The 19,987-nt window shown below is 59.9% G+C and carries 20 protein-coding genes and 2 pseudogenes; 6 read left to right on the top strand and 16 right to left on the bottom strand.

The window, feature by feature from the left end:
- Positions 1 to 84 precede the first annotated feature (84 nt).
- From WM94_RS30185 to WM94_RS17100, 5 genes and pseudogenes are all read right to left on the bottom strand, one after another.
- The gene (locus WM94_RS30185; protein WP_153575891.1) at positions 85 to 663 is read right to left on the bottom strand and encodes a hypothetical protein; all 579 of its coding nucleotides are present in this window, start codon (positions 661 to 663) and stop codon (positions 85 to 87) included.
- Positions 664 to 687: 24 nt separating this feature from the next.
- The gene (locus WM94_RS17115) at positions 688 to 1,650 is read right to left on the bottom strand and encodes an SdiA-regulated domain-containing protein (RefSeq protein ID WP_011645027.1); all 963 of its coding nucleotides are present in this window, start codon (positions 1,648 to 1,650) and stop codon (positions 688 to 690) included.
- A 44-nt stretch (positions 1,651 to 1,694) separates the two neighbouring features.
- A pseudogene (locus WM94_RS17110) lies at positions 1,695 to 1,975 on the bottom strand (TraR/DksA family transcriptional regulator).
- Positions 1,975 to 2,826: a universal stress protein gene (locus tag WM94_RS17105; RefSeq protein WP_011645025.1), complete on the bottom strand. Its 852-nt coding sequence runs from the start codon at positions 2,824 to 2,826 to the stop codon at positions 1,975 to 1,977. The pseudogene WM94_RS17110 and the gene WM94_RS17105 overlap by 1 nt, the downstream one beginning before the upstream one ends.
- Positions 2,827 to 2,840: 14 nt before the next feature.
- The gene (locus tag WM94_RS17100) at positions 2,841 to 4,328 is read right to left on the bottom strand and encodes a SulP family inorganic anion transporter (RefSeq protein ID WP_011645024.1); all 1,488 of its coding nucleotides are present in this window, start codon (positions 4,326 to 4,328) and stop codon (positions 2,841 to 2,843) included.
- Between the two features lie 509 nt (positions 4,329 to 4,837).
- Between WM94_RS17100 and WM94_RS17095 the strand changes: the two genes are divergently transcribed.
- Positions 4,838 to 5,398: a recombinase family protein gene (locus WM94_RS17095; protein WP_011645023.1), complete on the top strand. Its 561-nt coding sequence runs from the start codon at positions 4,838 to 4,840 to the stop codon at positions 5,396 to 5,398.
- Between the two features lie 3 nt (positions 5,399 to 5,401).
- Complete coding sequence (locus tag WM94_RS17090) at positions 5,402 to 8,368, top strand: Tn3 family transposase (RefSeq protein WP_019486346.1); 2,967 nt, start codon at positions 5,402 to 5,404, stop codon at positions 8,366 to 8,368.
- On the opposite strand, the gene WM94_RS17085 is transcribed toward WM94_RS17090, so the two are convergent.
- Both WM94_RS17085 and WM94_RS29255 read right to left on the bottom strand, forming a co-directional pair.
- Entirely contained in the window at positions 8,345 to 8,935 is a 591-nt protein-coding gene (locus WM94_RS17085; RefSeq protein ID WP_061551779.1) for a DNA-binding protein, read from the bottom strand. The genes WM94_RS17090 and WM94_RS17085 overlap by 24 nt on opposite strands.
- Positions 8,936 to 9,442: 507 nt before the next feature.
- A pseudogene (locus WM94_RS29255) lies at positions 9,443 to 9,529 on the bottom strand (AAA family ATPase); the annotation flags it as partial.
- A gap of 192 nt (positions 9,530 to 9,721) precedes the next feature.
- Between WM94_RS29255 and WM94_RS17080 the strand changes: the two are divergent.
- Positions 9,722 to 10,051: a four-helix bundle copper-binding protein gene (locus WM94_RS17080; RefSeq protein WP_032489165.1), complete on the top strand. Its 330-nt coding sequence runs from the start codon at positions 9,722 to 9,724 to the stop codon at positions 10,049 to 10,051.
- A 185-nt stretch (positions 10,052 to 10,236) separates the two neighbouring features.
- On the opposite strand, the gene WM94_RS17075 is transcribed toward WM94_RS17080, so the two are convergent.
- Genes WM94_RS17075 through WM94_RS17035 form a run of 9 tightly spaced genes read right to left on the bottom strand, consistent with a single transcriptional unit; the run spans position 10,237 to position 14,578 of the window.
- Positions 10,237 to 10,506 (bottom strand): hypothetical protein, encoded by a 270-nt coding sequence (locus tag WM94_RS17075; protein ID WP_003458515.1) that lies wholly within the window; start codon positions 10,504 to 10,506, stop codon positions 10,237 to 10,239.
- A complete protein-coding gene (locus tag WM94_RS17070) occupies positions 10,496 to 12,127 on the bottom strand; it encodes an IS66 family transposase (protein ID WP_004423346.1) in 1,632 nt (543 codons plus the stop codon). The genes WM94_RS17075 and WM94_RS17070 overlap by 11 nt, the downstream gene beginning before the upstream one ends.
- A 28-nt stretch (positions 12,128 to 12,155) precedes the next feature.
- Positions 12,156 to 12,500, bottom strand: a complete 345-nt coding sequence (gene tnpB / locus WM94_RS17065; protein WP_004423345.1) for an IS66 family insertion sequence element accessory protein TnpB — start codon at positions 12,498 to 12,500, stop codon at positions 12,156 to 12,158.
- On the bottom strand, positions 12,497 to 12,787 hold the full coding sequence (locus WM94_RS17060) for a hypothetical protein (protein ID WP_004423344.1): 291 nt from the start codon (positions 12,785 to 12,787) through the stop codon (positions 12,497 to 12,499). The genes tnpB and WM94_RS17060 overlap by 4 nt, the downstream gene beginning before the upstream one ends.
- A gap of 40 nt (positions 12,788 to 12,827) precedes the next feature.
- On the bottom strand, positions 12,828 to 13,169 hold the full coding sequence (locus WM94_RS17055) for a hypothetical protein (protein WP_025999701.1): 342 nt from the start codon (positions 13,167 to 13,169) through the stop codon (positions 12,828 to 12,830).
- Between the two features lie 15 nt (positions 13,170 to 13,184).
- Complete coding sequence (locus WM94_RS17050) at positions 13,185 to 13,511, bottom strand: hypothetical protein (protein WP_000091614.1); 327 nt, start codon at positions 13,509 to 13,511, stop codon at positions 13,185 to 13,187.
- A 23-nt stretch (positions 13,512 to 13,534) separates the two neighbouring features.
- Positions 13,535 to 13,870, bottom strand: a complete 336-nt coding sequence (locus WM94_RS17045; RefSeq protein ID WP_000741275.1) for a hypothetical protein — start codon at positions 13,868 to 13,870, stop codon at positions 13,535 to 13,537.
- Positions 13,871 to 13,884: 14 nt separating this feature from the next.
- Positions 13,885 to 14,220, bottom strand: coding sequence for a helix-turn-helix domain-containing protein (locus WM94_RS17040; protein WP_001172026.1), 336 nt, complete (start codon positions 14,218 to 14,220; stop codon positions 13,885 to 13,887).
- Positions 14,201 to 14,578, bottom strand: coding sequence for a type II toxin-antitoxin system RelE/ParE family toxin (locus tag WM94_RS17035; protein WP_003151133.1), 378 nt, complete (start codon positions 14,576 to 14,578; stop codon positions 14,201 to 14,203). Before WM94_RS17035 ends, WM94_RS17040 begins: the two co-directional genes overlap by 20 nt.
- Before the next feature lie 191 nt (positions 14,579 to 14,769).
- Here WM94_RS17035 and WM94_RS17030 point away from each other — a divergent pair, with 191 nt between their 5' ends.
- The 3 genes from WM94_RS17030 to WM94_RS17020 are packed head-to-tail and all read left to right on the top strand — an operon-like array spanning position 14,770 to position 19,415.
- A complete protein-coding gene (locus tag WM94_RS17030) occupies positions 14,770 to 15,372 on the top strand; it encodes a recombinase family protein (protein ID WP_010465829.1) in 603 nt (200 codons plus the stop codon).
- Positions 15,356 to 18,385, top strand: a complete 3,030-nt coding sequence (locus WM94_RS17025) for a Tn3 family transposase (protein ID WP_010799689.1) — start codon at positions 15,356 to 15,358, stop codon at positions 18,383 to 18,385. Before WM94_RS17030 ends, WM94_RS17025 begins: the two co-directional genes overlap by 17 nt.
- Positions 18,354 to 19,415 (top strand): site-specific integrase, encoded by a 1,062-nt coding sequence (locus tag WM94_RS17020; RefSeq protein WP_082416175.1) that lies wholly within the window; start codon positions 18,354 to 18,356, stop codon positions 19,413 to 19,415. Before WM94_RS17025 ends, WM94_RS17020 begins: the two co-directional genes overlap by 32 nt.
- Positions 19,416 to 19,987 lie beyond the last annotated feature (572 nt).

Below are 19,987 nucleotides of genomic sequence, written 5' to 3'. Positions count from 1 at the left end.
GAGTTGATTGCTCCACTGTCCTCCTGTTTGGCTCCTTTGGTTTGGAGGATGGTTTCAGGCGCCTGAGGTAGGCGCCTTTTTCGGTCAACAAGTCTTCGGCTTCATCGCTCTGGACTCTGCGAGCTGGCTTGACAGCACCGCGTTGTCTTGCACGAGAAGCTGCTTTTCTGTGGCCAACTGGCTCAATTGGCTTTCAGTTTGGCTTAAGCGTTCCGCCAGCAGGCTTCGCTCCCGTTCATTGACGGCCAGGTAAGTCCGCGTCTCAGCCAAACGCTGCTCACCTTGGCCATGGCGCTGCTCCAGTGCCTGATGCGACTGTTGCAAGTCGGTGAATTGAAGTAAGACGTGTTCATGCGCAATCTGACTCTGCGCGAGCGTCGCTTGCGTCGTGAGCAGGGTGCTCTCTAGACGATCATGGTCCTGCACCAGGCGTTGTTCCTGCGCCTGCAGTTCGCCCAGGCGGGTTTGCTGCGCGAGCAGACGCTGCCGGAGCGCTGCCAATTCGTGTTCCAGGCGCTGCTGGCGTTGCTCAGTGGCCTGGCGCTCGTCGCTGCGTTGTTGCGCGACCGATGCCTGGTAGTGCTCAAACTGCTCCCGCGCTTGTTGGGGAGCCCGCAGAATTCGGAAAAAATCGTACGCTAACAGCTCAAGTGTCCCGACCACGCCCGACAGTAGCTTGTTGGCTGGTCAATCTGGTTCACGGGTAAAGCGATAGAACAGGTTTGGCTCACTGACCACGTACAAATACCCTTCATCATCGATGGTTACGCCTTCGGCCTGGGGTATGCCTTTCAGCAAACCAGCAAAACCCCTCGCCAAGGAACGGAAACTCACCACCTTGCCCTCATCGGTCATTTCAATCAGCAGTTTCGACTCGTCGCTGAGCAGTATGAGATGGCCACTCTGTTGGTCGAAGACGACCGAAGACAAGTCAGTGGCAAATACCTTGTCCTTTACCAAGTTGGACAGGTCGCGCACGTGCAGGGAAAAACCTCCTGCCAGGCTGGCACGAAGGCCGCCCACTTCCAGCAATTGGCGAGGGTCACGCTCCTTGGTCACAAACAAGCGATCACCTTTCAGGTCGTAGGCGAGCCCTTCAAGGCCTTTGTTGTCCTCCTTGCCAAGCGCCAGGGTCAGAGCTGGATACTGGTCCCGGCTCAATGAACGATCGGGAGAAAGCTTACCGTCTTCGGCGATGGGGACATCCACAATAACCAGGCTCTGCCGGCGCTCCTCGGCGATTACCAGCTGGCCGTTGCCGGCATAGGAGACCGCCTCCACATCGTGGAAGCCATCCAGGTTGTAACGCCTTTCCACATCACCGTCACGACTAAGGGCCAATAGTTCGTTTGGGCCGTTGGTGACTGCCCACAGCAGGTTTAGGTCAGGGTCAAAGGTCAGACCCGAAAGATTGTTGTCCACACCGGGGACCGCCTTAGCATCCAGTTCAACCCGATAGCCAGGCAGCCACACAGAGCGCTCCTGCCAATCGTCGGTGTGCCAGCTGGTCTTTATCCAGAAGTACAAACGATCATCAAGGTGATGGGTGCGGACTTGGAATACGGTGAGCAACACAAGGCACAGCAGTGCCCACATCCAAGCGCTTGCTTTCCGTGTTCGGCTCAGCCAGTTTTTAGCCATCAAATACATTAGGAGCCTCGTTATTTGGGCTGACGCCACGAGTCGTGACGATTTCAATCCGACTCGGTGCGACTCGCACAGGTGATGCACAATGGCGTGGCCGGATCGAACTCCAGACGGCCCGAGGCGATCAACTCGCCGCATTGGTTACACCAGCCATCATTGCTTGCTGCTGGAGTGCATCAATTCTCGACAGACGCCCTACCTTGCTTTGATCCAGCTCTACCGATTGCGAGCGAGACTCAGCGTCTTCCAGCAATTGATCCAGCTCGGCAGCCCGCTGTTCCAGCAGGGTCTTGAAATGGGCAAGATCCAGGGCGTCGTCCATGGACATTAACGCAGCAGTAACAACGGACTGGTGGTGGTGCGGAGCATGCTGGTCGTGGTGCTACCGACCAGGAACTGCCGGATACGTGAATGGCCATAGGCCCCCATCACCAGCAGATCAATGCCATGCTCTTTCTGATAGGCGTGGAGGGTAGGCTCTATCTCGCCGTTCAGGGCCTCGGCGCGAACAGTGAATCCGGCGTTGAGCAGCACTTTCTGCGCCCAGTCCAGCTGCGCCGACGATTCGTCGCTCACGGGCCCAACCATGACCAGGTGGATCGGCAGCCCCTTCAGCAGGGGGCTGGCCGCCAGCATCTCCACACCCTTGCGGGTAGTAGCGCCGCCATCGAAGGCGAGCATCGCGCTCTCAGGCTTTTGGAAGTTGGCCGGGGTGACCAGAATCGGTCGGTGCATGATACGGATCACGCTCTCCAGCTGGCTTCCGACATGCTGACTCAGACCACCGCTAGATTCGCCCTGGCGACCGATGACCAGCAGGCGCGTTTCGGTTTGCAGCTCTTGCAGGCTTTCCAGCAGATCGCCATGACGTTGCTTGGACTCCGGCGCGGCCACGCCATCCTTAATGGCCCGCTCTTTTGCGGCCGCAAGCATGATCCGCCCTTGTTCAAGGGCCAACTTGCCACGCTGTTCATCCAGGGAAGCAAGCTCATCGAGCAGATGCTCGCGGCTGCCAAGGCCGATATTGCCACTCAGATCGGCCGTAACCGGGTACTGGCGCTGATCCAGCACATGCAGGAAGGTCAGCGGGGCTTCCAGGCTCAGACTGGCCCAGGCCGCGTAGTCGCACACGGCTGGAGCCGAGGCGGAAGCGTCTATACAGGCAATTACTTGGGTCATTGTTGTTCTCCTTCTTAGTGGCCCATGAGTTGATCAATGGCGTCGGGTTTATCGTGAACACCGAAGCGATCCACGATAGTGGCGCTCGCTTCGTTGAGGCCCAGCACTTCAACTTCGGTGCCTTCGCGGCGGAATTTGATGACCACTTTGTCCAAAGCGGCAACGGCGGTGATATCCCAGAAGTGAGCACGGTTCAGGTCGATGGTTACCTTGTTTAGGGCTTCTTTGAAGTCGAAGGCCGCGACGAACTTGTCTGCCGAGCTGAAGAACACCTGGCCGGTGACGTTATAGCTACGATGCTCGCCGGCTTCGTCCAGCAAAGAGCTGATCGCCATGTAATGGCCAACCTTGTTGGCGAAGAACATCGCGGCCAGCAGTACGCCGGCCAACACGCCGAAGGCAAGGTTGTGGGTGGCGACCACGACCACCACGGTGACGACCATGACAATGTTGGTCGACAACGGGTGCTTCTTCAGGTTGCGCAGCGAATCCCAACTGAAGGTGCCGATGGACACCATGATCATCACTGCCACCAGCGCAGCCATCGGGATCTGCTTCAGCCAGTCGCCGAGGAATACCACCATCAGTAGCAGGAATACGCCTGCGGCCAGGGAGGACAGACGAGAACGACCGCCGGATTTAACGTTGATGATCGACTGACCAATCATCGCGCAACCTGCCATACCGCCGATTAGGCCCGAAGCAATGTTGGCCACGCCTTGACCCTTGCACTCGCGGTTCTTGTCACTGGAGGTGTCGGTCAGGTCGTCGACAATGGTCGCGGTCATCATCGATTCCAACAGACCGACCACAGCCAGTGCTGCCGAATAAGGGAAGATGATGGCCAGCGTCTCGAATGTCAGCGGCACGTCAGGCCAGAGGAAGATCGGTAGCGTATCCGGCAGTTCACCCATATCACCGACCGTGCGGATATCCAGCCCAACCGACATGGCGACGGCGGTCAGCACGATGATGCACACCAGCGGCGATGGGATGAGCTTGCCGATCTTGGGGACATAGGGGAACAGATAGATGATGCCGAGGCCTGCGGCTGTCATGGCGTAGACGTGCCAGGTGACATTGGTCAGCTCGGGCAGCTGAGCCATGAAAATCAGGATCGCCAGTGCATTGACGAAACCGGTCACCACCGAGCGCGAGACGAAGCGCATCAGCGATCCGAGCTTCAGGTAGCCAGCAGCGATTTGTAGCACGCCACATAGCAGCGTGGCGGCCAGCAGATATTCAAGACCATGGTTCTTGACCAGGGTCACCATCAGCAGTGCCATTGCACCGGTTGCGGCCGAGATCATTCCGGGGCGACCACCGACAAAGGCGATAACCACGGCGATACAGAAAGAGGCGTACAGGCCGACCTTGGGGTCGACGCCGGCAATGATCGAGAAGGCGATGGCTTCAGGGATTAGGGCCAGTGCGACCACAATACCGGCGAGGATGTCGCCACGGATGTTGGATAACCAGGTTTGTTTTAACGAGTGGAGCATCAGAATTCCCAAGGCAATGGATCGCGCAGAACAGCATGGCGCAGGCCATGTGCAGCTGGTCGATACGAGGTCAAATTGTCGGATGTAGAGGAGCTGTGGCGGGTGTTAAAACCTAAAGCACAGCAGAACGCGACCGCTGGCAGAGCAAGCAGTCACAGATGATGCGGGGGGCGAAGCGCTATGGCGGCGTAGGCAGCCAGATCATGTTTTGCAGGGTAAGCATGAGGTCTTATCGAGTGTCTTTAGTAACTCAATGGCCGCAACAGTCTACAGGAAGAGGGCAATTTCTGCGAGTCACCCCCGGACTAGGGCGTCCTGTTTGGATGTCAGCCTGAGCTATACCCTAACTGGATGTCAGGCAAGGCCGCACCGCGCCGTCAGAATAGAATCCGCTTTCACATTCTTTGACACATGCTTGCCAAGGTCATAGATTTCAGCCTGACAAATTCAAGGCTTCGGGCGCAATGGAACCAAAAACCAACGTAAGCCCTACAGCCCATGGAGGCATCTTGCAGGGACAACGCATCGGTTATGTCCGGGTCAGCAGTTACGATCAGAATCCGGAACGACAACTTGAGCAAGTTGAGGTCGGCAAGCTGTTCACCGACAAAGCCTCGGGCAGGGACACCCAGCGTCCCCAGCTGGAGGCCATGCTCGGCTTCGTCCGCGAGGGCGACACCGTTGTGGTGCACAGCATGGATCGCCTGGCCCGTAACCTCGATGACTTGCGACGCCTGGTGCAGAAGCTGACCCAGCGCGGCGTGCGTATCGAGTTCCTGAAAGAGGGCCTGGTGTTCACCGGCGATGACTCGCCGATGGCCAACCTGATGCTGTCGGTGATGGGGGCCTTCGCCGAGTTCGAGCGCGCCCTGATCCGTGAGCGGCAACGGGAGGGCATCGCCCTGGCCAAGCAGCGCGGCGCGTACCGGGGCCGCAAGAAGGCCCTGTCCGACGAGCAGGCTGCTACCCTGCGACAGCGGGCGTCGGCCGGCGAGCCCAAAGCGCAGCTTGCCCGCGAGTTCAACATCAGCCGGGAAACTCTCTACCAGTACCTACGCACGGACGATTGATACATGCCGCGTCGCTTGATCCTCTCGGCTACGGAGCGGGATACCCTGCTCGCGTTGCCGGAAAGCCAGGATGACCTGATCCGCTACTACACCTTCAACGACTCCGACCTGTCGCTGATCCGCCAGCGGCGCGGCGACGCCAACCGCCTGGGCTTCGCGGTGCAGCTCAGCCTGCTGCGATATCCAGGCTATGCGCTGGGCAGCGACAGCGAGTTGCCCGAGCCGGTCATCCAGTGGGTGGCCAAGCAAGTTCAGGCCGACCCAACGAGTTGGGCGAAATACGGCGAACGCGACGTGACTCGCCGCGAGCACGCCCAGGAACTGCGCACCTACCTACAACTGGCCCCGTTCGGCCTGTCCGACTTCCGCGCCCTGGTGCGCGAGCTGACCGAGTTGGCCCAGCAGACCGACAAGGGTTTGCTGCTGGCCGGCCAGGCGCTGGAGAGTCTGCGGCAGAAGCGGCGCATCCTGCCGGCGCTGAGCGTGATTGACCGGGCCTGCTCGGAAGCCATTGCGCGGGCCAATCGCCGGGTCTACCGCGCCCTGGTCGAACCACTCACGGACTCGCATCGGGCCAAACTGGACGAGCTGTTGAAGCTCAAGGCCGGCAGCAGCATCACCTGGTTGACCTGGTTGCGGCAGGCCCCACTAAAACCGAACTCCCGGCACATGCTCGAACACATCGAGCGGCTGAAGACATTTCAGCTGGTGGATTTGCCCGAAGCTCTGGGCCGGCACATCCACCAGAACCGCCTGCTCAAGCTGGCCCGCGAGGGTGGGCAGATGACGCCCAAAGACCTCTGTAAGTTCGAGCCGCAGCGGCGCTACGCGACCCTGGCCGCCGTGGTGCTGGAGAGTACGGCGACCGTGATTGATGAGCTGGTCGATCTGCACGACCGCATCCTGGTCAAGCTGTTCAGCGGCGCGAAGCACAAGCATCAGCAGCAGTTCCAGAAGCAAGGCAAGGCGATCAACGACAAGGTGCGCCTGTACTCCAAGATCGGCCAGGCCCTGCTGGAGGCCAAGGAAAGCGGCAGCGATCCCTACGCCGCCATCGAGGCGGTGATTCCCTGGGACGAGTTCACCGAGAGCGTCAGCGAGGCCGAGCTGCTGGCCCGGCCGGAGGGCTTCGACCATCTGCACCTGGTTGGAGAGAACTTCGCCACCCTGCGCCGCTATACGCCAGCCTTGTTGGAGGTGCTGGAACTGCGCGCCGCCCCGGCTGCGCAAGGCGTGCTGGCGGCCGTGCAGACCCTGCGCGAGATGAACGCCGACAACCTGCGCAAGGTGCCGGCCGATGCGCCCACCGCCTTCATCAAGCAGCGCTGGAGGCCGCTAGTGATAACCCCGGAAGGCCTCGACCGGCGCTTCTACGAAATCTGCGCCCTGTCAGAGCTGAAGAACGCGCTGCGCTCCGGCGACATCTGGGTCAAGGGCTCGCGGCAGTTCCGCGACTTCGACGACTACCTGCTGCCGGCAGAGAGGTTCGCCGCGCTCAAGCATGCGCAGGCTCTGCCCCTGGCGATCAACCCGAACAGGAACCAGTACCTGGAAGAGCGCTTGCAGCTGCTGGACGAGCAGCTGGCCACCGTCACCCGCCTGGCCAAGGACAACGAGCTGCCCGATGCCATCCTCACCGAGTCGGGGCTGAAGATCACCCCACTGGATTCCGCGGTGCCCAATACCGCGCAGGCGCTGATCGACCAGACCAGCCAGTTGCTGCCGCGCATCAAGATCACCGAACTGCTGATGGACGTGGACGACTGGACGGGCTTCAGCCGCCACTTCACCCACCTGAAGGACGGTGCCGAGGCCAAAGACCGGACATTGCTGCTGGCAGCGATCCTGGGCGATGCGATCAACCTCGGGCTGACCAAGATGGCCGAGTCGAGCCCCGGCCTGACCTACGCCAAGCTGTCCTGGCTGCAAGCCTGGCACATCCGAGACGAAACCTACTCGGCGGCCCTAGCCGAGCTGGTCAACCACCAGTACCGTCATACCTTCGCCGCTCACTGGGGCGACGGCACGACCTCTTCTTCCGATGGCCAGCGCTTCCGGGCGGGCGGTCGGGGCGAAAGCACCGGGCACGTCAACCCGAAGTACGGCAGCGAGCCGGGGCGGCTGTTCTACACCCATATCTCCGACCAGTACGCACCGTTCAGCACCCGCGTGGTGAATGTCGGCGTGCGCGATTCCACCTATGTGCTCGACGGCTTGCTGTACCACGAGTCCGACCTACGGATTGAGGAGCACTACACCGACACGGCTGGCTTCACCGATCACGTCTTCGCCCTGATGCACCTGCTGGGCTTCCGCTTCGCACCGCGCATCCGCGACCTCGGCGAAACCAAGCTGTATGTTCCGAATAGCGTCCAGGACTACCCGACATTGCGCCCAATGGTTGGCGGCACCCTGAACATCAAGCATGTCCGCGCCCACTGGGACGACATCCTGCGCCTGGCCAGCTCGATCAAGCAGGGCACCGTCACTGCCTCGCTGATGCTGCGCAAGCTCGGCAGCTACCCGCGCCAGAACGGTCTGGCCGTGGCCTTGCGCGAACTGGGCCGGATTGAGCGCACACTGTTCATCCTCGACTGGCTGCAAAGCGTAGAGCTACGTCGCCGCGTGCATGCCGGACTGAACAAGGGCGAGGCGCGCAACTCCCTGGCCAGGGCGGTGTTCTTCAACCGCCTCGGCGAAATCAGGGATCGGAGCTTCGAGCAGCAGCGCTACCGGGCCAGCGGTCTCAACCTGGTGACGGCCGCCATCGTGCTGTGGAACACGGTGTACTTGGAACGCGCCACCCAGGCGATGGGCGAAGCGGGGAAGTCGGTGGATGGCGAGCTGCTGCAGTACCTGTCGCCGCTGGGGTGGGAGCACATCAACCTGACCGGCGATTATGTCTGGCGGCAGAGCCGCAGGCTGGAGGACGGGAAGTTTCGGCCGCTAAGGCTGCCCGGAAAACCTTAGCGTACGATTTTTTCCGAATTCTGCGGGCTCCCCTTGTTGCAGTTGCCGGGTCAGTGCGGCCGCCTCGGCGGCGCGGTCAGCCAGACGTTGTTCGAGCCCGGTCTTTTCACTGCCCAGGCTGGCCAGGGCGATCTCCTGACGCTGCAGGGTGTCAGCCAGCCCCTGGCTGCGCGTAGTGGCTACGGCAAGTGCCTGGGCCTGCTGCTCCTGAACGCTGAGTTGCGCGTCGCGCTCGACGAATGCCTGCTGCAACTGTTCCTGCAACGCGTCGGCCTCTGCCTGGTGAGCCGCTACGGCCTGCTGGAGTTGGACGGCCGCCTCCGCCTGAACTTTTTCGTACAGTCCTTTCAGCGCCAGGACCAGCTCCGCGGGCAATCCCAGTTCGGCCTGGGCCAGCGTGCCGGGATGCGCGGCTTTCCAACGCTTTAACAACGGAGCAATCGTGCTTTTGCTGCCCGTCCCACCCAGGGCGACGCGGATGCTGTCAATGGTGGGGTTGTGGCCCGCAGCCACCAGTTGGGTGGCCGCCTGGGCAACATGCAGGTAGAGGACGCCGGAACGGGCCATGAACACCTCGGATTTTTTCGTACCGTATTATGGAAAACGTAATACCTCGATTTAAGTACAGAATAGTTCAGCCGACTGAGACCGTCAGTTGACCCACGATAAGCGCGGTTATCGTGAGTTAAGTCATCGCGATCGAGGGTTGTGTCTATAATCTGCGGTACACATGGCCTAAACAGGCGCTTCGTGATGACAGCCGGCAATAATGGGGTTGTAAGCCGGAAACCCAGAAATTTCCGTCAGCCGATCAACATGGCTTGTCTCGCGCTTGGTCGATGAGTTCCTGCATCGCCCGCATGACTTCTTCGTGGGTGTATGTTGGCGCTGATGGAAAATTGACCCACCCTGCCGATTGAAATTTGACCCAGGGCGGATTGCTGATTTTGTTACCAGCAACTGTGGATAAGTCTACCAGCGCAGCTGCTGTTGCCCCCACTCCTTCGCTAGCCCAGTTCAGTTGTTTAAGACCTGCCACACGCAGCCATGTAGCAGGCCGTCGTCGCCATGAAATCAGAACGGCTCATCGTCCTCCGGTTCCTGGCTGCCCTTACGCTTTCGCTCCCGTGATTTGATCTTGGCCTGGGCCGCCAAGCTACTGACTGCCACATCGCCACCAACTGCGCCCGCAGAGCCCCGGTGCGGTTGGATTTACCTTACAACATTGTAATGAAGTTTTTCGAAACGGGCTCGGTAGGAGCGTGTCATAATTCAGTGTCTGCTAACAGGCTGATGAGCCGTATCGGTCAGTAGGCACCGACGACATACAACTATCGAACCCTGGAGAACGCAATGACAAACTCAATGTTCGCTTCCTGTATCCAAGCTTGTTCGAACTGCGCCCTTGTGTGCGAAACGTGCGCCTCTGCTTGCCTGCGTGAGGATGACGTAAAAATGATGGCACGCTGCATCGAGCTTGACCGCGACTGCGCGGACATTTGTAGGTTGGCCGCCATACTGATGAGTCGCGAAAGTGATTACGCTAAAGAATTTTGTGCCCTTTGCGCCAAGATCTGCCGTGCATGCGGAGAGGAATGCGCGAAACATCAAGTGGATCACTGCCAAGAGTGTGCCAAAGCGTGCATGAAGTGCGCTGAAGAATGCGAGCGCATGGCTGCGTAACATTCGCGACTTGCTGCTCTGGCAAAGCTCGTCATCTCGTTGCCAGAGCAGCTTCGCCGGAATGACCTTATATCCCAGCATGTGCAGTTGAAGCTAAGCCAGCTGACTTGCTAGCAGAAAAGGCCTAGATATCCGCTGGCCGAGCTCACCCAAACCGTAAGCGTTCATTCCACGACGTACTGGACTTACTTTACGTCCCGAAGGGGCCTTAGCAATTCCGGTGAGACCTTGTACTGTTTCGTGCCGTTCTCGGCCAGGACGATCACGCTCTTGCGGTTGATCTTGGTGACGATCCCCATAGTCAAGCCAGTTCGGCTTTCGAAGGTCACCTTCAGCCCCACGTGCAGCCGACTCAGCGCCTGCAGGTTTTCTTGATCTTGCAGTTCATCAATGCGCCGGCAGATCATTCGGTTCAGCTCCAATAGCTGATCGATGCTCATGTCTTCAATGCGCATGGAGGGTGCCCTTTGGCTGTGCGGTCTGTCGATCAGAATGGCGCGGATCGATCAGCGAGCGTAACGGATTATCGGCGAACCGGGTCTTCCAGAGCCGAGGCGTCAGGTCAGCGACCTTGCTGGCCGGGTGCTGACTGATGCGCTGCAGCACGTCCACCAGATAGGTGTACGGGTTGATGTCGTGCAGTTTGCACGTAGTGATCAGGCTCTGGATGATGCCCACGTGTTCCGCGCCGAGTTCAGTCCAGCAGAACAGCCAGTTCTTGCGTCCCATGGGAATGGGGCGCAGGGCCCGTTCCAGGTGGTTGGTGTCTGGCTGGACGTCTGGGTCTTCCAGGAAGACGGTCAGGCTGGCTTCACGGCTGAGCACGTAGTTCAGTGCTTTGGTCAATAAATCACTGGGCAGCAGACCGCCCTGTGCCAGTTGATCCCGGCACCATTGGAAGAAGTCGCTGACCACCGGCTTTGAGTGGAGCAGCCGGTACTGGCGTTTCTTTTCGCCGGTCAGTTGCTGGACGCGGATCTCTTCTTCGTTGGTGTATAGCTTGGCAATCTGCTGAAGGGCTTCGGTGGCAGTTATCGGGTGGTCCTTCTGCGCCTCAATGAAGTAACGACGACTGTGCACCCAGCACTGCGCGTGGATGATGTTCTGCTGTGCGGCGGCATAGCGGGCATAAGCAGCATAGCCGTCACTGATCAGAGTTCCGCTGAACTGTTCGTTCAGTACCTGCTCGATATGGGCTCGGCCTCGACTGTTCGAGTAAGTGAACACCACTTCATCGGCATCGCCGTATAACGGCCAGAACCAGCCGGATTTCATCTTGCCTTTTTGTGGGCCTGCCCGACCCTGGTGGCCAGCTTTAATCGGCGTCTCATCCATCGCCAACACCCGGCTGCGCAGAACATTGTCGGTCTGGGCATCCACGATCGGCCGCAGCAGATCAATAGATCGCTTGATCAGATTGGTGAGGGTGCTGCGGCTGAGGGTAATACCCGCTTGCTGGATGCGTTGGTGTTGGCGATACAGCGGTAGGTGAAACTGGAACTTGTCGACCATCAGACCCGCCAACAAGCTGACGTCGGCCAGGCTGTTGTCCAGTACGTTGGACGGGGCCGGCGTGGTCACGGGCTTGTCGCTGCCCTTGCGCCGAAATACGGGGCGTTCCACTTGCAACACCACGTAACTGGACGTCCGCTGGGCCAGCCGATAGGTCGTTTTGGTGCCAAGGATGTCGTACTGGTCGGCGTCGGGGCCGCTTAGCTCCGGCGGCAGGTGTTCAACAACTTCCACTGGCACGTCCGCTGTAAAACGCAGACCCGTATCGTTCAGGCAGTCGTCGTCCCGCTGTTTCTTTCCGGTGCCTCGCTGATAAGCCCGAACCGGGCGTTTCTCCGCATCGAGAGGCTTCTCCGGGCTAGCCGCATCATTCGATTGGAACAGGCCGCCCTGCTCCGGGAGGTCATACACCTGCTTCTCGGACTTGGGGCCGAACAGCTGCTTCTTGAACCAGTCCAACTGCCGCTGCATGACCTGTAGCTGCTCACGCAACAGGGCATTCTCCTCGGCCAGTACCGAGTAGGAAGGGGCGTTGGAATAGGACGCGGAAGCCATTGAATTCATGGCCGATATTATACCGGAACACAACCCGCTACGTGCCCCGAAAACGCTTGAACTGACGGTACTTTTGCACCTCGATACCGTCAATCAGCAACTGGAGATCAGTCAGGTTTAAGGGGCGCTGTCCCGAAGAAGACGGCCGTACCCGGAACTGCCCCTGCTCCAGTCGCTTGGCCCACAGGCAGTAGCCCGTGGGCGTGAAATACAACATCTTCATTTGGGTCTTGCGACGGTTAACGAAGACAAAATACTGCCCGCTGAGCGGATCTTGCTTGAGTTGATTGCGGACCAGAGCGCTCAGCCCCCGGAAGGATTTGCGCATATCCGTGGGCTCGGTGCACAGCCAGATCCGGGCCTGGCTATCCAGACCGATCATCTGATCTGGCTCAGCCTTAGCTCAACACCATTACCCAGGCTCAGCACGATATTCCAGCCGCTTCCGGGAGAGGCCGAGTCATCCATCAGCGATGACAGATCCAGGAAGCTGGCATAACCAGAATCCGCAGCCTCACCGACCGGCTGACTCAACAGGCGCTTGCGCCAACTACAGAAGCTGGCATAACCGAGTTTGTGCTCCTTGCAGAACTGCGTGGCCGACAGGCCGCTGTCACGCTGCTGACCGATTAGGACTTGCCACTGTTCTGCGGTGCGGTGTTTTCTCATGGGGTTGTAAGCCGGAAACCCAGAAATTTCCGTCAGCCGATCAACATGGCTTGTCTCGCGCTTGGTCGATGAGTTCCTGCATCGCCCGCATGACTTCTTCGTGGGTGTACGACTTGGCGTTGGGGTCGTCGGCCTCTCGGAGAGCTTCCTCGACCTCGCGGGTCATCCGCGCATATTCTTCCGGCCACAGCGCTTGCTCCATGCGCAGCGACGCCTGCCCAAGCAGGTGCAGCAGGCCGAACAGCCGCATGTCATTGGTGGCGACGACGTGCTCTCGAATCCGCTCCTGGATCACCTCGCAGGCCCGATGCGCCTCTGGCGTCGCCGTGCCCTCGTAGCCGGCTGGGAGTTCTGCTTCTTCAGCGATTCGCGCCCAAGCGATAGCCGGTGGACAGGTTCATTTGCTCATCCACTTGCGCAGCAGACGCTTTTTCAGGGAGGCGCGCTCTTGCGGATTGCGTCCCTTGTGGTTGGCAATGCGATCCGCCGTGGCGGCCTGGCGCTTGATGGGCCAGTAGGAGCGGCCATCCTTACCCATCGACCAGACGTTGCTGACCTGGTTTTCCAGTAGAGGCAGATGGGCGCATAGAGCTTCCGGCGACGCGCTGGCCAGCGCGGTGCGCTCGTGAGTTCGCCAGCGCTGATGCCAGAGTTTCTTGTCCTCGCGCTCGCTACGGCAGGTCGTGTGCCCAACGATGGGCGTTTTGCGGCGGCTGCGGCTCATGATGTGGTTGTCTCCAAGAACATTCAGGACAGGCTTTCTGGGTAGAGCGCCGTCAACCGGGACAGGGTTTCTTGCACTTGTTCCAGCGAGGTCATCAGATGATCAACCTGATCCTGAAGATCCACGGCGAGATCAAATAGCTCAGCCACTCGGCTGCGTGATCCCTCGTTGAACGCGGCCATTGCCAGTTGATGCAGCTTCAACAGGTCGGTGCGCAGTTGCGGAGGTGCGCCGTCTGCGCTGTCATTCAAATCGCCGCGCAGCACGTCCACGGCATCGACTGCACGCAGCAGTGCCGTGGTATCGAAATTCTCGGGAGTCAGTTCGTCCCATTCGTCGTCGGTGATGCGGGCTGCCATCAGGAGGGCTCCGATTAAGCGGTTGCGAGCGTTAGATGCCCGATCGGCTCGGCTGCTGGCCGTACCTTGATTTCGATGTCGTAGCCGAGGCGATTCAGACAATCCATCAGCTTGCGTTCGGATAGATTGGTGAAGTCGCCGCGCATCATGCCCGACACCTTCGGTTGCGGGATGCCCATGCGTTTGGCCGCCGCTTGTTGAGTCAGCCCAAGGGCGCGCATGGCCCTCCTGATCTCGACCACCAGGCCGGTCTTGATCTTGAGCTTTTCAGCGTCAGGCAGTCCAAGGTCGGCAAAGACGTTGCCCGAGCTGCGCTGAACCTCGACGCCTTCAATGATTCGTTTTTGCATTTCGTAGCTCCTGTGCCAATACCTCGGCCACCTTCAGCCGAGCGCGGATGATGTCCATGTCGGCCTTTGGCGTGGCGATTCCGCTCTTGCTCTTCTTCTGGAAGCAGTGCAGGACGAACACCGCTTCCGCAAACTTGACCGTGTATACCGCTCGATAGGTGCCGCCGGCATCGTCTTCGACGACCTCCAGCACGCCGGCACCACCGAACCCCTTGAGCACCTTTGCTGCGTCATCCTGATCGCCTATCTGCGCCAACGAGAGCGCGTAACCGAAACGGCGACGCACGTCGGACGGCAACGCCATCAAATCCTTGTGGCTGCTCGCGATCCATTCGAGCGGTTTTTCTTTGTTTGTCATGACGGAATTTTATACCTGTTCAGGTAATGATGTAAACGCGGCAACCTCAAGGAGGTGTCGTAAAACATTTGTTTTGCGACAGGCTGTCAGCCGCCGCTGTGCTACCTGTGCAACACCCCCTCAAAAATGTACGGAAAACTCTATCGCTATTCACTATTATGCGGAAACCTGTTTTTGATGGTTATCCGCCTATGTTGGTTGGCTACATGCGCGTGTCGTCGGACTCCGACCGCCAGAGCACGGACTTGCAGCGCGACGCGCTGCTCGCCGCCGGCGTCGATCCGCGTCACCTGTTTGAGGATCGTGCCTCTGGCGCGAAGGATGACCGTGCCGGCTTGGCGCGGGCGCTTGAGTTCGTTCGAGCCGGCGATGTGCTGGTGGTGTGGAAACTCGACCGGCTCGGTCGCTCGCTGTCGCACCTGCTCGCCATTGTGACTTCGCTCAAGGACAAGCGGGTGGCGTTCCGCTCGCTGACAGAGAACCTGGACACTACGACGCCCTCGGGCGAATTCCTGTTCCAGGTGTTCGGTGCGCTCGCGCAGTACGAGCGCGCCTTGATTCAGGAGCGCGTCGTCGCGGGCTTGGCCGCCGCACGCAAACGCGGCCGGATCGGCGGCCGGCCGCAGGCGATCACTGGTGAGAAGCTGGACGCCATCGTCGCCGCGCTCGATGGCGGCATGTCTAAGGCGGCGGTGTGCCGCAACTTCAATGTCAAGCGCACTACGTTGATCGAAACATTGACGCGAGCAGGTTGGCGTGGTGCGGGAAGGACGGTCGATGAGCAACAAGAATAAGCTACTCACCGTCTTTTCTGACGCAGAGCAGGAAGCCTTGTACGGCCTACCGGACTTCGACGATGCTCAGCGGCTGGAATACCTGGCGTTGACCGAATCTGAACTGGCGTTCGCCAGCAGCCGGCCTAGCCTGCAGGCCCAAGTCTATTGCGTCTTGCAGATCGGCTACTTCAAGGCCAAGCATGCTTTCTTCCGCTTCGATTGGCATGAGGTCGAGGACGATTGCGCCTTCGTGCTGAGTCGCTATTTCCACGGCGAAGCGTTCGAACGCAAGGCGATCACCAAGCATGAGCACTACAGCCAGAGGGGTCAGATCGCCGAACTGTTCGGCTACCGGTCGTGGGCGGCTAGCTTCCTGCCGCAACTGGCACAGCAGGCTGAACAGATCGTGCGGCGCGACGTAATGCCAGGATTCGTGGCCGCCGAACTGATCGTTTGGCTCAGCGAGCACAAAATCATCCGGCCCGGCCACACCACCTTACAAGAGCTGGTCAGTGAAGCCCTGTCCACCGAACGCAGGCGCTTGGGCGGCTTGCTGGCAGAAGTGTTGGACGAATCGGCCAAAGCTGCGCTGGGCCAGCTCCTGGTGCGTGACGACACCCTGTCTCAACTGGCAGCGCTCAAGCAGGACGCTAAAGATTTCGGCTGGCGTCAGATGGCAGGGGAGCGCGAGAAGCGCGCCACGCTGAAGTCCTTGCACGGGATCGCCAAGGCGCTGCTGCCCAAGCTCGGCATCTCGCAGCAGAACCTGCTGTACTACGCGAGCCTGGCGAACTTCTATACCGTCCATGACCTGCGCCACCTGAAGGCGGAGCAGACCCGGCTCTACCTGCTGTGCTATGCCTGGGTACGTTACCGGCAGCTCACCGACAACCTGGTCGACGCGATGGCCTTCCACATGAAAAAACTTGAGGACGAGAGCCGCACGGGTGCGAAACAGTCCTTTGTCGCCGAACAGCTGCGACGCCATCAGGAAACGCCGCAGGTTGGCCGCCTGCTGTCGCTGTACGTGGACGACAGCGTGGCCGATCCGACGCCGTTCGGCGAGGTGCGCCAACGCGCCTACAAAATCATGTCCAGGGAATTGCTGCAAAACACGGCGCAGCGCATGAGCGTCAAGCCACTGAACAAACTGGCGCTGCACTGGCAGGCGGTGGACGGCCTGGCCGAACGCATTCGACGCCATCTACGGCCGCTGTACGTCGCGCTCGACTTCGCCGGCACGGCCCCCGATAACCCATGGCTCGCGGCGCTGACTTGGGCCAAGAGCGTGTTCGCCAAGCAGCAGCGCCTATCACAACGGCCACTCGACGAATGTCCGGCGGCAACGCTGCCGAAACGCTTGCGTCCGTACCTGCTGATGTTCGATGCCGAAGGCACGCCGACAGGCCTGCATGCCGATCGTTACGAATTCTGGCTTTACCGTCAGGTCAGGAAACGCTTCCAGGCGGGCGAGCTCTACATTGACGACAGCTTGCAGCACCGGCATTTGTCCGACGAGTTGGTTTCGATGGACGAGAAAGCCGCCGTGCTCGCGCAGATGGACATCCCCTTCCTGCGGCAGCCGGTCAGTGCCCAGCTCGATGCACTGGCGGCCGAGTTGCGTGCGCAATGGGTGGCGTTCAATCGCGAGCTGAAACAGGGCAAGCTGACGCACCTGGAATACGACAAGGACACGCAGAGACTGACCTGGCGCAAGCCCAAGGGGGAGAACCAGAAGGCGCGCGAGCAAGCTCTCTACGAGCAACTGCCATACTGCGATGTCGCCGACGTGTTTCGCTTCGTCAACGGCCAGTGCCAGTTCCTGTCGGCGCTGACACCATTGCAGCCACGCTATGCGAAGAAGGTAGCCGACGCCGACAGTCTGATGGCGGTGATCATTGCCCAAGCCATGAACCACGGCAACCAGGTTATGGCACGTACCAGCGACATCCCGTACCACGTCCTGGAGAGTACCTACCAGCAGTACCTGCGCCAGGCGACGCTACATGTGGCCAACGATTGCATCAGCAACGCCATCGCCGCACTGCCGATCTTCCCGCATTACTCGTTCGACCTCGATTCGTTGTACGGTGCCGTTGATGGGCAGAAATTCGGCGTCGAGCGACCAACTGTGAAGGCGCGCTACTCGCGCAAATATTTCGGCCGCGGCAAGGGCGTCGTCGCCTACACGCTGCTGTGCAATCACGTGCCGTTGAACGGCTACCTGATAGGCGCACACGAGTACGAGGCTCACCACGTGTTCGACATCTGGTACCGCAACACGTCGGACATCGTGCCGAGCGCGATCACCGGCGACATGCACAGCATCAACAAGGCCAACTTCGCCATCCTGCACTGGTTCGGACTTCGTTTCGAGCCGCGCTTCACCGACCTCGACGACCAGTTGCAGGAGCTGTATTGCGCCGATGATCTGGCATTGTACGAGAAATGCCTGATCCGGCCGGCTGGCCAGATCGACCGGCAACTCATCGTCGGTGAGAAGGCGAACATCGACCGAATCGTCGCCACACTGGGCCTGAAGGAAATGACGCAGGGCACGCTGATCCGCAAGCTGTGCACCTATACGGCGCCGAACCCGACGCGGCGCGCAATCTTCGAGTTCGACAAGCTCATCCGCAGTATCTACACACTGCGCTACCTGCGCGACCCGCAACTGGAGCGTAATGTTCACCGCTCGCAGAACCGCATTGAGTCCTATCACCAGCTACGCTCGACCATCGCCCAAGTCGGTGGGAAGAAGGAATTGACCGGCCGCACCGACATCGAAATCGAGATCAGCAACCAGTGCGCCAGGCTGATCGGCAACGCGATCATCTTCTACAACTCGGCGATCCTGTCCCTGCTGCTGACGAAGTACGAGGCAGCTGGCAATGCCAAGGCGCTGGCGTTGATCACGCAGATGTCGCCAGCGGCCTGGCGGCACATCCTGCTGAACGGGCATTACACCTTCCAGACTGACGGCAAGTTCATCGACCTGGATGCGCTCGTGGCGGGACTGGAGCTGGGCTGACGGAAATTTCTGGGATTCCGGCGTACAACCCCATAATGACGAAAACCTCCCCACCAGGCGGCACGAAGAGCCGACAGTACTTGCGCGTACCCCCGGTACGCTCACCACCCCCGAACAATTGGCTGAGCAACATCAGCGTTTTCTCGCCGCCGCGACAACCGACAACACCCGGCGCACCTACCGCTCGGCCATTCGCCACTTTCTCGCCTGGGGCGGCGTGCTGCCGTGCGATGAAGCCGCGCTGATTCGTTATCTATTGTCTTTTGCGGAAGTATTGAACCCGCGCACCCTGGCCCTGCGCCTCACGGCGCTGTCGCAATGGCACCGTTATCAGGGTTTTCCTGACCCTACCGCCAGCGCCACCGTGGGCAAAACCTTGCGCGGTATTGAGCGGGTGAACGGGCGGCCTCGACAAAAAGCCAAGGCCCTGGTCCTAGAGGATCTCGAACGCATCGTGGTGCACCTGAACACGCTCGACGGACTGGCGACACTGCGGGACAGTGCACTGCTCCAGGTCGGGTATTTTGGTGCGTTCCGGCGCAGCGAATTGGTCACGCTGGAGATGCAATACCTCGAGTGGGAGCAGGAAGGTCTACGGATCACGCTGCCCCGTTCCAAGACCGATCAGGAGGGCGAGGGACTCGACAAGGCGATCCCATACGGCGACAGCATCTGCTGCCCCGCGACAGCGCTACGCCGGTGGTTGGACGCGGCTCAGATCGTTCAGGGGCCACTGTTCCGGCGCATCAGCCGCTGGGGCGTACTCGGCGAGGTGGCACTGCACGAGGGCAGCGTGAATACCATCCTGACGGCACGTGCCGAAGCCGCAGGGCTGTTGTATGTGCCCGAACTGAGCAGCCACAGTCTGCGTCGGGGACTGGCTACCAGTGCGCATCGGGCTGGGGCGGATTTCCTTGAGATCAAACGACAGGGTGGCTGGCGGCACGATGGCACCGTACACGGCTATATCGAGGAAGCTGGAGCTTTCGAGGAGAATGCGGCTGGCTCGTTATTACGACGCAAACCGTAGCCAAGGTTTGTAAGCAGGGCTGGTTAGAATCCCAAGTGGCCACCCTCTATTCTCGACCGTCCTTCCGCAGCACATGAGCAGTTCCCTTAAAAACAGTTACTTACAGAACGAATGTCCTAATTTTTGGCTTATCTCGGCACGCCCCCCGAAAGGCTTTTGCTCAGGCTGCCGGCGCGGGCTGCGGGTAAAAAAAAACCTCAGCATGGCTGAGGCTTCTGGTGAGAGTGATACTTCAGGGCTACCTAGGCACGAGCTTTACGGCAGCGAGAAGGATCCGGTCATAGCGCATGACCAATTGTTTGAGACGGCGGCTAGAAACGTTGTCCTTGATCGCTTTCGCCACCATTCGCTCATGCCGTGCTTGAGCACGGCGCAGCCTCTGCCCTTGAATTCCCGCCCACAGATTGAGAGGCATTTCCGGACCAGTAGGGGTCGAGTTGAGTGTTTGCGGATTCCACGGTCATCTGGCCACCCATTCCATAAGCATCTGACCACCGATTCCACGGTGATCCGGCCACCCATTCCACGCGTATCCGACCACTGATTCCACGGTCATCCGGCCACTCAACCGG

This window comes from Pseudomonas sp. ABFPK, assembly GCF_001586765.1.
GTDB classification, from domain to species: domain Bacteria; phylum Pseudomonadota; class Gammaproteobacteria; order Pseudomonadales; family Pseudomonadaceae; genus Aquipseudomonas; species Aquipseudomonas asiatica.
This window is presented reverse-complemented; position numbering and strand designations above follow the sequence as displayed.

Excerpts from the sequence above, each read along its gene's own strand:
- WM94_RS17020 (WP_082416175.1), top strand. The coding sequence starts at position 18,354 with ATGCGCTCGTGGCGGGACTGGAGCTGGGCTGACGGAAATTTCTGGGAT.
- WM94_RS17090 (WP_019486346.1), top strand. The coding sequence starts at position 5,402 with ATGCCGCGTCGCTTGATCCTCTCGGCTACGGAGCGGGATACCCTGCTC.
- WM94_RS17085 (WP_061551779.1), bottom strand. The coding sequence starts at position 8,935 with ATGGCCCGTTCCGGCGTCCTCTACCTGCATGTTGCCCAGGCGGCCACC.
- WM94_RS17030 (WP_010465829.1), top strand. The coding sequence starts at position 14,770 with ATGTTGGTTGGCTACATGCGCGTGTCGTCGGACTCCGACCGCCAGAGC.
- WM94_RS17105 (WP_011645025.1), bottom strand. The coding sequence starts at position 2,826 with ATGACCCAAGTAATTGCCTGTATAGACGCTTCCGCCTCGGCTCCAGCC.
- WM94_RS17075 (WP_003458515.1), bottom strand. The coding sequence starts at position 10,506 with ATGCGCATTGAAGACATGAGCATCGATCAGCTATTGGAGCTGAACCGA.
- WM94_RS17045 (WP_000741275.1), bottom strand. The coding sequence starts at position 13,870 with ATGGCAGCCCGCATCACCGACGACGAATGGGACGAACTGACTCCCGAG.
- WM94_RS17025 (WP_010799689.1), top strand. The coding sequence starts at position 15,356 with ATGAGCAACAAGAATAAGCTACTCACCGTCTTTTCTGACGCAGAGCAG.
- WM94_RS17035 (WP_003151133.1), bottom strand. The coding sequence starts at position 14,578 with ATGACAAACAAAGAAAAACCGCTCGAATGGATCGCGAGCAGCCACAAG.
- WM94_RS17080 (WP_032489165.1), top strand. The coding sequence starts at position 9,722 with ATGACAAACTCAATGTTCGCTTCCTGTATCCAAGCTTGTTCGAACTGC.
- WM94_RS17100 (WP_011645024.1), bottom strand. The coding sequence starts at position 4,328 with ATGCTCCACTCGTTAAAACAAACCTGGTTATCCAACATCCGTGGCGAC.
- WM94_RS17040 (WP_001172026.1), bottom strand. The coding sequence starts at position 14,220 with ATGCAAAAACGAATCATTGAAGGCGTCGAGGTTCAGCGCAGCTCGGGC.
- WM94_RS17050 (WP_000091614.1), bottom strand. The coding sequence starts at position 13,511 with ATGAGCCGCAGCCGCCGCAAAACGCCCATCGTTGGGCACACGACCTGC.
- WM94_RS17115 (WP_011645027.1), bottom strand. The coding sequence starts at position 1,650 with ATGTATTTGATGGCTAAAAACTGGCTGAGCCGAACACGGAAAGCAAGC.
- WM94_RS17060 (WP_004423344.1), bottom strand. The coding sequence starts at position 12,787 with ATGAGAAAACACCGCACCGCAGAACAGTGGCAAGTCCTAATCGGTCAG.
- WM94_RS17070 (WP_004423346.1), bottom strand. The coding sequence starts at position 12,127 with ATGAATTCAATGGCTTCCGCGTCCTATTCCAACGCCCCTTCCTACTCG.
- tnpB (WP_004423345.1), bottom strand. The coding sequence starts at position 12,500 with ATGATCGGTCTGGATAGCCAGGCCCGGATCTGGCTGTGCACCGAGCCC.